At 59.1% G+C, this 15,869-nt stretch carries 13 protein-coding genes; 5 read left to right on the top strand and 8 right to left on the bottom strand.

Annotated elements, in window-relative coordinates; translation table 11 throughout:
• Nucleotides 1-31: 31 nt before the first annotated feature.
• From addA to regB, 7 genes are all read right to left on the bottom strand, one after another.
• Nucleotides 32-3,391 carry a double-strand break repair helicase AddA gene (gene addA, locus ACR0NF_RS09390; protein ID WP_480778142.1) on the bottom strand — a complete coding sequence of 1,120 codons (3,360 nt, stop codon included), beginning with the start codon at nucleotides 3,389-3,391 and terminating at the stop codon, nucleotides 32-34.
• A complete protein-coding gene (gene addB, locus ACR0NF_RS09385; protein ID WP_480778141.1) occupies nucleotides 3,388-6,315 on the bottom strand; it encodes a double-strand break repair protein AddB in 2,928 nt (975 codons plus the stop codon). The genes addA and addB overlap by 4 nt, the downstream gene beginning before the upstream one ends.
• Complete coding sequence (locus ACR0NF_RS09380) at nucleotides 6,308-6,994, bottom strand: nucleotidyltransferase family protein (protein WP_480471310.1); 687 nt, start codon at nucleotides 6,992-6,994, stop codon at nucleotides 6,308-6,310. The genes addB and ACR0NF_RS09380 overlap by 8 nt, the downstream gene beginning before the upstream one ends.
• A complete protein-coding gene (locus tag ACR0NF_RS09375; RefSeq protein WP_480667718.1) occupies nucleotides 6,991-7,995 on the bottom strand; it encodes an aminoglycoside phosphotransferase family protein in 1,005 nt (334 codons plus the stop codon). Before ACR0NF_RS09375 ends, ACR0NF_RS09380 begins: the two co-directional genes overlap by 4 nt.
• Complete coding sequence (gene tsaE, locus ACR0NF_RS09370) at nucleotides 7,992-8,462, bottom strand: tRNA (adenosine(37)-N6)-threonylcarbamoyltransferase complex ATPase subunit type 1 TsaE (RefSeq protein WP_480778140.1); 471 nt, start codon at nucleotides 8,460-8,462, stop codon at nucleotides 7,992-7,994. The genes ACR0NF_RS09375 and tsaE overlap by 4 nt, the downstream gene beginning before the upstream one ends.
• A 41-nt stretch (nucleotides 8,463-8,503) precedes the next feature.
• Complete coding sequence (locus ACR0NF_RS09365; RefSeq protein WP_480778139.1) at nucleotides 8,504-9,997, bottom strand: PAS-domain containing protein; 1,494 nt, start codon at nucleotides 9,995-9,997, stop codon at nucleotides 8,504-8,506.
• A 65-nt stretch (nucleotides 9,998-10,062) separates the two neighbouring features.
• Nucleotides 10,063-11,454, bottom strand: coding sequence for a sensor histidine kinase RegB (gene regB / locus ACR0NF_RS09360; protein WP_480471306.1), 1,392 nt, complete (start codon nucleotides 11,452-11,454; stop codon nucleotides 10,063-10,065).
• A gap of 89 nt (nucleotides 11,455-11,543) precedes the next feature.
• Here regB and ACR0NF_RS09355 point away from each other — a divergent pair, with 89 nt between their 5' ends.
• The 3 genes from ACR0NF_RS09355 to ACR0NF_RS09345 all read left to right on the top strand — a co-directional run bounded on the left by ACR0NF_RS09355 (nucleotide 11,544) and on the right by ACR0NF_RS09345 (nucleotide 13,262).
• Nucleotides 11,544-12,161 (top strand): SCO family protein, encoded by a 618-nt coding sequence (locus ACR0NF_RS09355; RefSeq protein WP_480471305.1) that lies wholly within the window; start codon nucleotides 11,544-11,546, stop codon nucleotides 12,159-12,161.
• Between the two features lie 86 nt (nucleotides 12,162-12,247).
• Nucleotides 12,248-12,802, top strand: coding sequence for an ActR/PrrA/RegA family redox response regulator transcription factor (locus ACR0NF_RS09350; RefSeq protein WP_050604676.1), 555 nt, complete (start codon nucleotides 12,248-12,250; stop codon nucleotides 12,800-12,802).
• Nucleotides 12,803-12,890: 88 nt separating this feature from the next.
• Nucleotides 12,891-13,262 carry a VOC family protein gene (locus ACR0NF_RS09345; protein ID WP_480778138.1) on the top strand — a complete coding sequence of 124 codons (372 nt, stop codon included), beginning with the start codon at nucleotides 12,891-12,893 and terminating at the stop codon, nucleotides 13,260-13,262.
• Here ACR0NF_RS09345 and ACR0NF_RS09340 read toward each other — a convergent pair.
• Complete coding sequence (locus ACR0NF_RS09340) at nucleotides 13,259-13,852, bottom strand: HD domain-containing protein (protein ID WP_480471303.1); 594 nt, start codon at nucleotides 13,850-13,852, stop codon at nucleotides 13,259-13,261. The two genes, ACR0NF_RS09345 and ACR0NF_RS09340, sit on opposite strands and share 4 nt — an antisense overlap.
• Nucleotides 13,853-14,059: 207 nt before the next feature.
• Between ACR0NF_RS09340 and ACR0NF_RS09335 the strand changes: the two genes are divergently transcribed.
• Both ACR0NF_RS09335 and ahcY read left to right on the top strand, forming a co-directional pair.
• Nucleotides 14,060-14,377 (top strand): hypothetical protein, encoded by a 318-nt coding sequence (locus ACR0NF_RS09335; protein WP_480471302.1) that lies wholly within the window; start codon nucleotides 14,060-14,062, stop codon nucleotides 14,375-14,377.
• 102 nt (nucleotides 14,378-14,479) lie between these two features.
• Complete coding sequence (ahcY, locus tag ACR0NF_RS09330) at nucleotides 14,480-15,868, top strand: adenosylhomocysteinase (protein WP_480660107.1); 1,389 nt, start codon at nucleotides 14,480-14,482, stop codon at nucleotides 15,866-15,868.
• Nucleotide 15,869: the final 1 nt, after the last annotated feature.

Here is a 15,869-nt window from a genome sequence, read left to right as displayed (position 1 = left end):
GCACAGAACCTAGGTGCCGCATTGAGGGAGGTCAAGATATCGAGTGGTGTGCCAGAGCATCTGTCACAAGATCGTGTGGCAACCACATAAGCTGCGCGCTGCGGGTCCAGAGGATCGCAGTCCGGATCCGGCGATCAGGGTAAATCTGCGCCAGCGCATGAGCATAGGCCCCCATCTGGCGCAACAGCCCGTCCGGACAGGTGCCAGCGCTGTCTGGAACAGTGGCATTTGATTTGAAATCAATCGCATGGATTTCGGTATCAGAGATAATCAATCGGTCGATGACGCCATGCATGCGGGTGCCATTCAGATCAGCAGAGATCGGAACCTCGGCCAGCGCCTCCGGCGCAAAAACCGCTTTCAGGTGATCCGCAGCCAGTACCGTTTCCGCCTCGTGAAACAGCTCTTGCCGATCCGCCTCGTGCATATCGGGTAGTAACTGCGTGCAAAGCTGTGGCCATTGGCCGCTGTCAACAGTGGGCAAGTGTTCGAGCAGCAGATGCAGGCGCGTTCCACGCAATTTCGCGGCCTCTTCATCCTGTCCGGCATCGCCGGGCAGCGCCTTTGCACCGCCTAGATCGGAAGGGCTGAGCGTTTCCGCAGGCGTGGGCGGTTCCTTTGCCATGTTGTGGAACATCTCGGGAAGGGTTTGGTCTTCGGGCATCTGGGTACGATGCTCAATCAAAGGCAACGCTTCCCAATCGCCATGCTCCAGTCGTTGCGTCTGCGTTCCGGGTATTTGCGTCGCGCCGGCACGGGTCATTGCGGCTTCAACCATCTGATACCAGCTGGTGCCGTCCTTGCCGACATCCCCCGCAGCAGCCACGATCAACCACTTTTCCGCTCGTGTTAGAGCCACATATAGCAGGCGAAGCCGTTCATTTTCCTCTCGTTGACGGGCCTCTTCCCGCGCCGTTGCGACAAGGGCGGGCGATGCATCGGACGGCACTTTCCACAGTGGTGTCTCTCCGGCCATCATGATCTCGGCATCACGCGGAGGTTGCCGTTTGCCCGTATCCGGTAGGATCACGATCGGTGCTTCCAGCCCTTTTGAGCCATGCACGGTCATCACCCGGATCATGTTGCCGACACCGCTCATCTGTCGTTTGATCTCAAGATCATCGGTCTGCATCCAGACCAGGAACCCGGTCAGGCTGGGGATATCCGTGCGCTCATAGGCCAGTGCTTGTGACAGCAACGCGTTGATCCCGTCCTCAGCCTCGGCCCCCAACCGACCGAGCAGCTTCCTTCGTCCGTCATGTCGGGTCAGAATCCGTTCGATCAGATCATAGGGGCGCAGAAAGTCGGTCTGCCCGCGCAGGTCATTCAGGATGACGAGTGTCTCGGGGAATTCTTCGGCTCGCTTGCGCAGTGCGGCCCACAGGAACCCCTCGTCCCGTCTGTGCGCCAGATCGAATAGTTGCTGTTCTGACCATCCGAACAGAGGCGATTTCAGCACGGTCGCCAGCGACAGGCTATCTTCGGGCGTGGCCAGAAAACTCAGCAGCGCGGCGAGGTCCTTGACCGCGAGTTCGGCACCGACTTTGAGACGGTCAGCGCCTGCGATGGGCAGATCTGCCGCTTTGCAAGCGCGAATGATTTCGGCAAACAGGTCCGAGCGGCGCTGAACCAGAATGAGGAAATCCCCTGGCTGCACCTTGCGGCGTACAAAATTGCCGGGTGTGTCGCCATCTTCCGGAATGGTCTCTTCGTTGTCGATCAAGTCTTTAATCGACTTTGCCACCTGCTCGGCCAGAACCACAGTATGGTGTCGCGCGCCGGGTCGATCTACGGGGTCGGTCCAGTCGCCTTCCTCGTCTTCTTCGACCTTTTCAACCACGGGCCACAGGTCGACGCGACCCGGAAGATCACCCTTGAACGCGCGGTGCAGCGCGTCTTTGTGAAACCCGGCCTCAGCGCTGTTTTCGAACAGAATATCCACCAATCCGAGGATCGCGCTGGACGATCGGAACGAATACTCCAACGTCGAATCCCACAGTTTAGAGCCTGATTCTTGCAGTTTTCTCCCAAACTCGGCCTGCATCTGATCGAAAGCCTGTGGATCGGCACCCTGGAAGGAGTAGATTGACTGTTTCTTATCCCCAACGACGAAGATCGTACGTTCAATCCCGGAGCGGGCCCCCTCCCCGCTGGTGAATTCCTGCGCCAGTTTTTCGATCACGTCCCACTGATCCGGGCTGGTATCTTGCGCCTCGTCCACAAGAATGTGGTCGATGCCACCGTCGAGGCGGTACAGAACCCATTCCGCCACCGTCGGGTCGTTCAGAACCTGCCGTGCGCGCAGGATCAGGTCGTCGAAATCAAGCCAGCCGCGCAGCTGTTTGCGCCGCTCGTATTCCGGTAGGAAGGCCGCGGCAAAGCGGTGTAAAACAAGGGTTTTCTGCGCTGCAACCAGCGCCAACCGTTGTTCTCGCGCAGCTTCGACGCGCAGCATCAGCGCTTCCAGCTGTGGCATACGATCCGCCAGCACGCCTTCGCGCAGCGCTTTGGTAGGAAAACTGTTGATCTTGGCAGAGAACGGCTCCTTTGCGCCTTTGCCGGTCAGCAGCACGTTTTCCAGCAGCGGCAAGTGACTAAGCCGGGCGTCGGAGAACGCGGCCAGTTTGTCGGCAGCCTTTGCATTGTTACCGCCGCTTTCGGTCAGCGCGGGCAGCATGGATTGGATCAGCTCAACCTCACCACCCAGATAAACCCGGCCCAGCAGCGCATTTTCGTCAAAACCTGCAGGCAGTTCAAACAGTTGCAGCACATCATCCCACTGCAATGATTGTGCAAAGTGGCTGCGTTTCTGTGTGACAGCGGCAGTCAGTTTTTCGAAGCCGGTATCGGTGACGAACCGGGCGACATCTTCGATCAAAGCAGCCTGCGGACCCTCGGCAAAGTCCTCGACAATCTCTTCGCGCAGCAAGGCAGCGGCGCGGTCCTCCATCTCGGCGAATTGCGGGCTGACCCCGGCCTCAAGCGGAAACCGCCGCAGCAGCGAGGCGCAGAATGAGTGGATGGTCTGGATCTTCAATCCGCCCGGTGTCTCGATGGCGCGGGCGAAAAGGGTCCGCGCTTGCGCCAGACGGTCTGGATCAATCGCACCAGTCACGCCGAGTTCGAGCAACTCGCCCTCAAGGTCGCTGTTGTCTAGCATCGCCCACTTACCCAGTCGTTTGAACAGCCGGTTCTGCATCTCGCTCGCGGCAGCTTTGGTGTAGGTCAGGCACAGAATATGCTGCGGCTGCACCCCATCCAACAACAACCGCGCCACCCGGTCGGTCAGAACCCGTGTCTTGCCCGAACCCGCATTTGCAGCAAGCCAGGTCGATGCATCCGGGCGGGCGGCCTGCACCTGCCGCTCGGTGGCGTCGTTGCGCGGGCTCATCTCAGGTCCTCCGGGCAGGTGTCGGCTGAACGGTCCCATTCGCCAAACCGGGCCAGATGATCATAATCACCGGTATCGGTATCCTTGTGCAGCATTCGACGAGAGGTGAAGCCCTGATCAGGCTCTAAATAAGTGGAAATGAGCTGTTTGAGTTCGGCCAGAACCTTGTCTGCCGGCTCTTTCGACAGCGGAGCATCCACCTCTTTATACGCGCCACCCATGCCAATGAAGACAGCTTGGGCCACCGGCAGCGGATCGAATCCTTCAATCCCGCCTTGCTCGGCAATCGCGGCTTCGATCAGGAGTTGTTTGTCGAACTTGGCCTGCTGGCTTTCAGACGGAGGCACGCCGGTCTTGTAGTCGATGATCCGCATCGCGCCGCGGCTGTTCAGATCGATCCGGTCGGCGCGGCCCGAGATGGTGAAATCCAACGGCGCAAGCGCCAGTTTCATCATCACTTCAAAGGCCACAGGCCCACCATCGCCGCGGCGCGAGCTTTCGGCGGCCAGAAAACTGTCGGTGATCCGTTCAAGCCGCGCGAGCCAGAGCTTTCGCGCCGTGGGCCAGGCGACGTGATTTTCCAGAAGTGCCTCGGCGCGTTTCAGGAAGTTTTCGCGGGTCAGCAGGGCCGGGTCCAACACGCTGTCACGTACGAACTGCTCCAGTACCTCGTGAATCACGATCCCTCGCAGCAAGGCATCGGGCGCGCGGACTAGAGGGTCCAACGGTTTCAGGCGCAGAACGTGGCGGGCATAGATCGCATATGGATCGCGGATCAGGCGCTTGATCTCGGTGACGCTCAGGCGCCGGGGCCGGGATACCACGGGGGGCCGCGGCGAGGGCCGGTGCGCCGCGTCGATCCGGGGAGCATGTTCCAGCGCCTCAGCCCAGCCCAGCAACTTGGCCCCTCGTGCACGCATCGCATCAAGGGCGTCGGTGCCGCCTTGGTCCGGCAAGCCCTGCAACAGGTTCGTCAGACGGTTGAGCCATCGCGACGGGACAGTTTCCGCATCATCCGAACGGGTGGAGCGGGACAGGACCACTTCGGTCGCTCCCACCGCCTGTTGAAAGTCGTGGGCCGACAAGCCGATACGGCGTTCGGGCAGCAACAATCCCGCAGCATTGCGCATCTGCCGGTTCAACCAGGGATCAGGCGCAGGGGCTTCGGGCCAGCTTCCCTCATTGAGGCCGCCAAGGATCAGCAGATCGGCGCCCTGAACCCGTGCCTCAAGGGTCCCCCAGATCATCAGATGCGGATGGGGCGCATCGCGATCACGTACCTCTTCGCCTGCCAGCAATGCACCCAGCAGATCCGCAAAATCATGCGCCGTCATCGCGCCGCCATGTTGCGCCTCAGTGTCCAGAGCAGCCATCACCGCCAGCGCTTTTTGACCGGCGTTTTTGTCCCAAAGCGTGCCGGTCTCACCATTTGATCCGGCTGAGATCGCTTCCGCCAACTCGCGCAAATGGGCAACCCAATCAGCCAGTGGGCGCTCTGCAGGGCTGTATTGGTCGCAGAAAGACTGGATCACCCAGCGGACCCAGTCCTCGGGCGCTTCTGCACGGATGGCAAAGGCGGTCAGGCTGGCGCTGTCGGGAAAAGGCGGGCCGTGGCGGCGCAGGTCGAGCTCCAGATCGCGGGTACGCAGCAGGTGCGCGCCGCGATCCGCCCCATCATGGCAGAGCGGATGCTTGAGCAGGGTCAGCAGTGCCTCGGCATCCAGCCGACGGGCAAACAGGCCCGCCACGTGGCGCAGGAACCGCCCCGGAGGCGACAATTGCAGCGGCAGGCCCGCGCTATCATCAGGCAGGATGTTCCAGCGATCCAGCGCAGCGCTGACCTGACGGGTCAGCATCCGATCGGGCGTGATCAGGGCGGCGGTCTGGCCGGTCTCGGCGGCTTGGCGCAAACGCAGGGCTATCGCCAATGCTTCGGCCCGGGGCGAAGTGGCCTCGATCAGCGTCACGTCTTTGGTTGCGCCCTGCAGATTGGTCAGGTTTGGACCTTCGGACATCCATGCATCGGTGACCGGGGCAGGGCGTAAGGCAAGCGAAATCAGCTTGTTACGTGCGGGCGAGGGGGGCTGTTCCTCTGTCCAGGGGTGAATCTGATCGGGTGTCAGATCAAGTTCGTGCATCAGCTTGCGAAAGCGGTATTGCGGATGATCTTCCGAGGTCAGAGCGTCATCGAGATTACGCCAAACCTGCCTTGGCTGGTCGAAATCATAGCCGGGCAGCACCAGCGCCCCTTGTGGCAGGCGCGCGATAGCTTGCATCAGCATCATTGTTGTGCCGCGCGATCCGGTAGAGCCGGCAAGGATGATCGGGTGGCCTGGAGGGGCCTCTTGCCAACGTGTGATCAGTGTCTCGACCACGCGCCGTTGCCGCGCCTGCGGGTCCATAGCGCCATCGCCTGCGTGCATGAAATGATCCGCGATACCGATGAAGGCCTGCGCGCGCGCCCAGTGGCCGGACATATCGCTGACATCCAGATTGCGGATCGCGTCGGGAGGAACGCCTTCGCCCTGCATCTCATCAATCAGCGCCGCCAGACTGTCGGACAAATCGAACAATGACGACCGCGCCGCCAGATCGGGCTGCTGATCCAGCAGCTTGGCGATCAGCTGAGTCAGTTCCAGCCGTCGCCGTAGCGGTGGAATTGCGGGCGGCACCTGCGCCAGATTGGCGCCTTCGCCCAGATCGGTGACCAGAGACAGCTTTGGCAGCAGGCAAGGTGGCCCCTGATCGAACAGCTCTCGCACGCGTCGCGCCATGCGGCGCGTGTTGACTACCAGCTGAACCCGCGCCAGTGCTTCGGGCGGGTGTGTTTCGAACCGTTTGCGCAGCCCGTCGACCAGCACACGGGGGAAGTCTGCACCCGGCGGGACGGCAAAGACCCGCGGCTGGAGGCTGGGCTCAAACATCGGCGATCAGACCTTCGGCGAGTGCGACCCCTTCGGGTCGGCCAACGTCGCACCAGCGACCGGGGTAGGACAACGCAAACAGGCGGCGGTCCTCCAGCATCCGATCCCACAGGAGATTCAACGAGAACACATCCTCGGCAACATCGTGCAGGCCTTCGGTTTTTAGAATTTGTGCCCCGCCATAGACCAGACCGGCGCCGCGGGTGATCCGACCGGTGTTGTCTTGCGCGAAATCACCCGGTCCTGAATGCCCAAGTGTTTGGCTTGTCGGGATGCACATGAGCAGCGCATCCATTTGGTCGGGGTCCCACCGCTCTTGCAGCATTTGCAACGGGTTGGGCCCGGCCCAGATCGCATCACTGTTGAGTGTAAACACCGGATCCGGCCCGAGCATTGGCAAAGCGGCCTTTAACCCACCTCCGGTTTCCAGAATCTTTGGTACTTCGTGTGATAGCAATACCCCTTTTGGGTCCAGATGCCTTGTCAACTGATCCGCGTGATAATGCGTATTGGCCACGACCCGCAAAGGCTGCAGCGGAGTGATCAGGTCCAGCGCGTGGTCGATCAGAGGCCGCCCGGCCACCTCAATCAGAGGTTTGGGACGGTTCTTGGTCAGCGCACCCATACGCGTGCCGAAACCGGCGGCAAACAACATTGCAGCCTTTGGTGCACGGGTCATTGCGACCTCAGCTTTGCAAGATTTTCAGGGCTGGGCGGGGGCAGGGCATCGCGCAGCAGATCGGCCACCGAAACAAGCGCCGGATGTTCCAGATCGCGCATCAGATGGGCCCAAGCGGCAGGGATCAGATCGACATAATGCGGCTTGCCATAGTCCGTCGCCAGCCGTGCGAACCCACCCAGGATGCGCAGGTTCCGCTGCGCACCCAACACTGCATAGGCGGTGCGAAAATCGTGACCATCGACACCAGTCGCCGAGATATAGCGGTCGATCATCCGCATCTCGATCCCGGCGGGTACATTGCGGCGCACGTCCTGCAGCAGGGACATCAGATCATAGGCGGGATGACCCAGCATCGCGCTTTGAAAGTCCAGCAGGCCGACACATGCGATCCCCTCGCGTTCGGGCAGCCAGATCAGGTTTTCGGCGTGATAATCGCGTTGTACCACCACCCGCGCGCCGCCGGTTTCCCGGTGCAGGATATCGGCAAAGCGCAACTCGAACCGCGTGCGCGTCTCGGTATCATGCGCGCCAAGAACGCCTTGCGCGTATTTGGTGAAAGACAATGCCGAAAATTCGGTCATCAGGGCGGGGTCGTAGCTGTCCAGTGACAGTGTCGGCCCCGCATGCAGATGCACCAGAACGTCCGTTGCCGCATCATAAAGCGTCCGCTCTTGCGATGGGTCGTCATCAAGCACGCGGGCAAACAGCGCATCGCCCAGATCTTCGAGCAACAGGAACCCGTATTCGGTATCTTCGGCGTAGATCTCCGGTGCGCTCAGGCCAAGCGATCGCAGGTAGTTTGCCATGCGCACAAAGGATTCAACATCTTCACCCTTGTCAGGCGGGGCATCCATCAACACGGCGGTCTGCCCTGTTGTGGGATCGGTTAAGCGTTCGTATCTGCGGTTCGACGCATCCCCGGCCAGAGGTGCTTGTTGCGCACCGCGCCATTTTGTTTGTGCAATCAGCGCTTCGGCCAGAATCGCTCGGTTCGTCATGGGGTCTTCTCCAGCCTGGACGTCCACTTCGGGCTGGTCCAGCTCAGTTCCAGATGCCGTAGGTCCTGATCGTCCGGGTCAGTTAAGAAGCGGATCAACAGCGCCGAATGCGGTTTCAGCGTGTCCAGTTTCTCGGGCCATTCGATCAGGCAAATGCTGGTTTCGAAGGCGTCAACCAGGCCCAGCTCTTCGATCTCTTCGACCGATGAAAGGCGATAGAGATCCGAGTGCCAGACCTCACCAACCTTCGTGTCATAGACCTGTACGAGCGTGAAAGTGGGCGAAGGGACATCTTCGGGTACGGCAAGAACGGATTGTATCAAAGCTCTTGCGAAATGAGTTTTGCCGCTGCCGATTGCCCCATCCAGCAGAATGGTATCACCCGGCCGAAGTGCACCCGCCAAATTGGCGGCGAGCGAGGCTGTTTCTTCGGGGGATTTCATGGTCAGAGTCAACGGCGCAGTCATGGCGCCACAATGAACCTGCGCCCGGTCGGCTGCAACCCGGTTCAGGCACTGATTTTCTGTGGCGCAGCGCGGCTTTCCAACGCGTCCAGGGTACCGAAACGAACGATTGTTGCACCGTTCTGCATCGGGTTGATTGTGCAGGTCAGTTTGGCCCCGGTCTTCAGGGTCAGATCAGCCGACCATTCGGCACGATTCTCGCGGATGTTCACGAAATCCCGAATCTCACCCAGAACTGGCGTTGCGGTGCAATGATCCTGCCATTGGCGCGTCACTTCCAGCACTGTCGCGCAGTCCAGTCCGGCCTCTTCTACCTCGCCCCAAAGCATGTGGTAGGCAAGATTTGTGAATGCCAGTGTTCCGTCATCCGCAAAGACTGCGATGGCATCGGCAAGCTTGTCGAGGATTGACTGCATCAAGTCCATCTCGGACCGGAAACGCCGGGTCAGAGTGATTTCGGCCGTGATGTCTTCGAACAGAAAGGCAACGGCGCCGTCCGGATGTGGACGGCCGCTGACTGAATACACCGACCCAGAGGGCAGCGACCATGTCTCTTGGTAATTGCCGTCTTCTGCGGCCTCGATCAGGTCGTTCATCTGCCGACGCCAGCTGCGGTAGTTCTTGGGCTCTGGCATCATGTGCTGATCCCGCAACCGGTCAAAGAAGCTGGACAAGCCCGGTCGACAACTGAGGAAGTCTGGCGGCAGCGTAGTCAGATCGATCAGCGCAGGATTGAACAAGGCCAACTGCCGGTTCCGGTCAAAGATTGCCAGTCCGATTGACAGCTGGGCGAAGGTCTTGGTCATGGTCTGAACGAATTTGCGTTGGGCAGTTTCAGCTTCGACAATCGCATTGATATCAACCGCATAGCACAGCTGCCCCTCATCGCGGATCACGCGGGTGAGGTCGAACCAGAGCCGGGCATTGCTGTCTTTCACCGCAACAGAAACGCGGGATTTCCGGCCCAGCTGAGCATCGTCCGTAGGCGCGGGAACCAGAGGTTCGGTCAAATCCGCATCGGGGCCGCCAACCTTGCGCACCAGCGCGACATAGGCAGCATTGCACCAGCTGACTCGATTGGAGGCATCCAGCAGCCAGACCGGATAGGGCGCCTGATCCATGGCCAGTCGGATCGGGTCATTTACATCCCGACGCTGAGTATGTGTCTGCCCGGTCAGGTCTCGCAGTTCGACGCGAATTATACCTTCGATCCATTCGCACTGCACCTCGCGGTCTACGGTGCAATCAATAGCGGATACCACCAGGGTACGGTTGGCGCGCACCGTGTCGGGGGTTTCGGGAAAGGCGGGGAAATCGCGCTGCAGCAAGCGTTTGAGATCGGCCCAGGAGTTGACCGTTTCAAAGCCGTTCAGGGCGATGTCGGAATGGCTGATCAATCGGGTGCCGTCGAACAGAAACACGGTGTCAGAGCACAATCCGTAGTCGTCGCGCCGTGGTGTCGGGCGTGGCGATAGCCAACGAATGGCAAAGCCTGCAGAAACCAGACTGATCGCAGCCAATATGATCCAGTCGGCCATGGATTGCGCACCCCGATTACCTCATCCGGACCTATATGACCAGCAAGTGTTAACGGGGTGTTAACTCAGATCTGAAACGGCTGGTTGGCGCCCGAGGGAACCGGCGTGTCACCGATCTGAGCGTCGATCAACTTGCGCGGCCAGACGACCTTGACAATTGCACCGCGTCGCTCGGGCTGATCCGTCAGGTTCTGATAGGGATCGGAGCCATTGGCGAAATAGAGCTGAGCCCCGCTGCGTTCCAACAACGTTTTGGCGATGAACAGGCCCAGGCCCATGCCTTCGTATTCGGGCCGGCTGCTGCGATCCGCCCGCCGCCGCCGCATGAAGGGATCGCCGATCCGTCCGATGATGTGAGACGGATACCCGCGCCCGTCATCCATGATGCAGACGGTGATCAGTTCCGAGGTCCATTCGGCCTCAACCCAGACAGTGTCACGTGCGAAGTCCACCGCATTCTGGATCAGGTTGCGCAGCCCGTGAATGATCTCGGGCTTGCGCAGGATCGAGGGTTGTTGCACGTCGCCGTCCAACACCGGACCTTCGGCAAAATGCACCTCTTTGCCCCGGTTGATGTGAGGTTCCGCCGATTCATGGATGACTGTCGACAGGGGTGCCTGACGCAGATGCAGGTCGTCTTTGCCTGCCCGTCCCATGTCGCGCAGAATATCGCGACAGCGGTCGGCCTGTTCGCGGATCAGGGCGGCGTCTTCCTTGAGCTCCGGCCGGTCGTCAAGTTCTTCGATCAGCTCGGAGCTGGCCAGCTTGATCGTGGCCAAAGGTGTCCCCAGCTCATGCGCGGCAGCGGCCACCACACCACCCAGATCGGTCAGCTTCTGTTCCCGCGCCAGCGCCATATGCGTGGCTGAGAGCGCCTCGGACATCGATTGCACTTCGGAACTGATGCGGTGGGAATAGGCGCCGATGAACACGATGGCGATGATGATCGCGGCCCAGTTGCCGAACAGCAGGATATCGGGGATATCCAGAACCAGCCCTAGATTGGTGCGCAGGGGCAAGTGAAACTGCGCCAACAACGTGGTCAAAATCACGGCGACCCCGCCGATAATCAGGGTTGAGCGCGTGCTCATGACGCTTGCGGAAATCGTTACCGGACCAACCAGAAGCAGGGCAAATGGATTGTTCAGCCCACCGGTGAGATAGAGCAGGACCGACAGCTGCGACAGATCGAACAGCACCATCAGAAAGTTTTCGAACTCTGACAGGCGCTTGTTCTCTGGAAACAGTAAGATGGCTGTGAGGTTGCCCATTACCGAGACGCCGATGGCAAAGTAACACAAGCCAAGCTCCAGCTGGACGTGGTAGTATTGCTGGGCCACCGTTATCGCAGTGAACTGGCCGACGATCGCGACCCATCGCAATAGGATCAGCGTGCGCAAACGAATCCAGGTGCTGCGTTCTTGTCCGCGCCAGAGGCTGGTCTTGGAATCGGTCATCGGTCGATTATGTCCTATTGCGTCGGCTCCTCATGTTGATAGGAGTGCGGGCCGAACCGATCAACAACCTTCGCATCAGGATAGTCCCAATGATTCGTCTTTACGCCGTGCTCGCAGCTGTTGTTCTGGCCGTTGGCGTGGGTGCAATGTGGCTGCTGACGCGCGGCGGGTCGGATGACAAGTTCGCGCAGTGCCGCTCAAGCCAGATTGCAGGCGGAACGGCGGCGATCGGCGGCCCGTTCGAGCTGATCAACAGCAAGGGCGAAACCGTGACCGACAAGGATGTGATCACCGAGCCCACATTGATTTATTTTGGCTATACTTTCTGCCCCGATGTCTGCCCCTTCGATATGTCCCGCAATGCCGAGGCCATCGATCTTCTGGCCGAGCGCGGGCTATCGGTAACGCCTTTGTTCATCTCGATCGATCCCGACCGCGACACGCCCGAGGTTGTAGGTGACTATGCCTTCAACCTGCATGAGCGCATGATCGCGCTGACCGGATCGCCAGAACAGGTCAAGGCTGCCAGCAAGGCCTATAAGACCTACTACAAGGCTCAGGACAAAAGCGACGAGTATTATCTGGTCGATCATTCCACCTTCACCTATCTGGTTACGCCCGAGAATGGATTCCTTGAATTCTTCAAGCGCGATGACACGGCCGAGCAGATGGCGGACAAGGTGGGCTGTTTCATTGATCAGATCTAGCAGGCAACGGGTTGTTTGACCTTTGGGGTGGCGCTGCTATTACTCATGTTCGAGCCAAAGGCATGAAATAGCGGAAAGACCAACATATGGCAGACAGTTCCCAGCTTGACATCGGCCCTGACAAATCGCTGCTCCTGGTAGATGATGACGAGCCGTTTCTGAGACGTCTGGCCAAAGCCATGGAAAAGCGCGGCTTTGAGGTTGAAACCGCCGGTTCCGTTGCCGCAGGCCGCGCCATATCCACCGCCCGCCCGCCTGCATATGCAGTTGTCGACTTGCGCTTGGAAGACGGCAATGGCTTGGACGTCGTCGAAGTGCTACGCGAGAAACGCCCTGACAGCCGGGTTGTGGTTCTGACCGGTTACGGCGCGATCGCCACTGCGGTCGCAGCGGTCAAGATCGGCGCAACGGATTATTTGTCAAAACCCGCTGACGCCACTGATATCACCAACGCATTGCTGGCCAAGGGCGACGAACTGCCCCCACCGCCGGAAAACCCCATGAGCGCGGATCGCGTGCGCTGGGAGCATATCCAGCGGGTCTATGAGCTGTGTGATCGGAATGTTTCTGAGACGGCGCGGCGCCTGAACATGCACCGCCGGACGTTGCAGCGGATTTTGGCGAAGCGTAGTCCTCGCTAAGTGTCAGTCACCGCTTCGTGATTTGCTAACTCGGGCTTTGTTTTCGAGTGTCCGCGTCGAAACATAAAACAACGCAGGAAACTCGAAAATGATTGGCTATGTAACCATTGGCGTCTCGGACATGGAGCGCGCCAAGAAGTTTTATACTGATTTACTCTCGGACCGGGATGCCAAGGTGACGTTCGATGCAGGGCGCATTGCATTTATCGGCAATGAACCCGGTGCGCCAATGTTGGCCGTATGTGAACCCTACGATGGTGCGGCCTGTGCGCCGGGCAACGGCACGATGGTGGCCTTTCCTGCAGACTCAAAAGAACACGCTCAATCATTGTATGAAAAGGCAATCAGCTTGGGTGCTACCGACGAAGGTGAACCCGGTCAGCGCGTTCCGGACGTGTTCTACGGGGCTTATGCTCGCGATGCAGACGGCAACAAGCTATGTTTCTACATCTTTGGCTAAATCTGTTTTAGCAGAGACTGATGTCGATCCGTATACGCCCGTCGCACTTCGACCGGCGGGCGTAATTTTATCTCCAAACCCTCCATCACTGCTTTATCAGGTCGACCAAAAAACTTCGTCGCTTCGGCCTCGGAAAAACCCGCGATCTGCGTTGCCTCCATCCAGGCGCTGATCTTGTCGGCCTTCTTGATCTGCCGTTTTACCGTCTTCGGCACCTCCGCAGGCAATCCGAACCTAATATGGATCGCCGCCGCCAGACGATCATCCAGCGCGCCGTAATCCGGGCCGACGGCGGATTTGACGGGCGAGATCATGTCTCCGATCACATATTCCGGCGCATCGTGTAACAGGGCCGCCAATCGCCATTTCACCGGCGCTTTGGGCGCGATACGGCCAAAAAGCTCTTCGACCAGCAAGGAATGCTCGGCCACGGAATAGGCGAAATCACCCGCCGTTTGACCGTTCCAGCGCGCCACAAAGGCAAGTCCATGGGCGATATCCTCAATCTCGATATCCACCGGTGTGGGATCCAGCAGGTCCAGCCTGCGGCCCGACAGCATTCTCTGCCATGCGCGGGGTTGTGTTGCCATTCTGCCATGCCTTGTGAAGTGGGACACATTAAAATCGTATTTTTCTGCTATGATGTACTTGTCAGGATCACCAGCTGCCAACGTTTTCTTGAGCATTCGTGCTTTGAAACCGAACCAACCGATCCCGACATCAAGGACTGAGGGGGGTGCTGACTCCTTTCAGTTGCGCCCCTCTCGAAACGAAACACGTATCGAAAGGAGCTTGCTATGTTCAAGCGTTTGTTTGCAATCGCCCTGACCTTTGGAATGGCTGCCACCGCGCCGCCTGTTTTTGCCCAGAATAACTGTGCCGATCGAGAGCAGCTGATTTCCAAGCTGCAGGACAACTATGCCGAAGAACTTGCCTTTGGTGGTCTGCAGAAATCTCGGGGCGCGCAGTCGGTGATGGAGGTCTGGACCTCGAAGGAAACGGGAAGTTACACCGTACTGGTCACGCAACCCAATGGCATAAGTTGTATCGTTGCCGTTGGCACGGATTTTTTCCAAGCGATCCCGAAGATCAAGGTCGAGGGTACGCCGAGCTGATTTTCAAGGCGTAGATTCCCGTTTCCGGCCATCCACATTGCCTCCTGTCCCAAGGAATGCTAGGGGCAGCCCGGACCGAGATTTACCGGAGTGGAGAACCTGATGGCCGGGGACTATATCGTTAAGGACATTTCATTGGCGGGCTTTGGCCGCAAAGAACTGGATATCGCTGAAACGGAAATGCCGGGGCTGATGGCCCTGCGCGCCGAATACGGTGACAGTAAACCGCTGAGCGGTGCTCGGATTGTGGGCTCGCTGCACATGACCATTCAGACGGCGGTTCTGATCGAAACGCTGGTCGCGCTGGGCGCGGATGTACGCTGGGCGTCGTGCAACATCTTCTCGACACAGGATCACGCAGCTGCGGCGATTGCCGAGGCGGGTATTCCGGTATTCGCGATCAAGGGTCAGACGCTGGAAGAGCACTGGGACTATCTGGACAAGTCCTTCCTGTTCGAAGATGGCCCGAACATGATCCTCGATGATGGCGGCGACGCAACGCTATACATCCTGCTGGGTGCTCGCGCCGAAGCCGGTGAGGACATTATTCCGGTTCCCGGTTCGGAAGAGGAAGAGGTGATCAAGAAGCAGATCGCCAAGCGTATGGCGGCTTCGCCCGGTTGGTTCACCAAGATGCGTGATCAGATCCAAGGCGTGTCTGAGGAAACCACCACCGGTGTGAATCGTCTGTATCAACTGGTGAAAGACGGCCACCTGCCGTTCCCGGCGATCAACGTGAACGACTCGGTCACCAAGTCGAAATTTGACAATAAATACGGCTGTAAAGAATCGCTGGTCGACGGTATCCGCCGCGCCACTGACACCATGCTGGCGGGCAAAGTTGCCGTGGTCTGCGGTTATGGCGACGTGGGCAAAGGCTCGGCCGCTTCGCTGTCCGGTGCCGGCGCGCGTGTGAAAGTGACAGAGGTCGACCCGATCTGCGCGCTGCAGGCTGCGATGGACGGCTATGAAGTGACATTGCTGGAAGATGAAGTTGCAACGGCGGATGTGTTCATCACCACCACCGGTAACAAGGACGTGATCCGCATCGAGCATATGCGCGCGATGAAGGACATGGCCATCGTCGGCAATATCGGCCATTTCGACAATGAAATTCAGGTGGCCAGCCTGAAGAACCACAAATGGACCAACATCAAGGAACAGGTGGACATGATCGAGATGCCCTCGGGCAACCGCATCATCCTGCTGTCCGAAGGTCGTCTGCTGAACCTCGGCAACGCCACCGGTCACCCCTCGTTCGTGATGTCGGCCTCGTTCACCAATCAGGTTCTGGCGCAGATCGAGCTGTTCACCAAGGGCGATCAGTACGAAAACAAGGTCTATATCTTGCCCAAGCATCTGGACGAGAAAGTGGCCCGCCTGCATCTGGACCGCATCGGTGTGAAACTGACCAAGATGGACAACGAACAGGCGGCTTATATCGGCGTTGCACCGGAAGGCCCTTACAAGCCTGAGCACTATCGCTACTGAT

This window comes from Ruegeria sp. CF4 (genome assembly GCF_056537345.1).
This window is presented reverse-complemented; position numbering and strand designations above follow the sequence as displayed.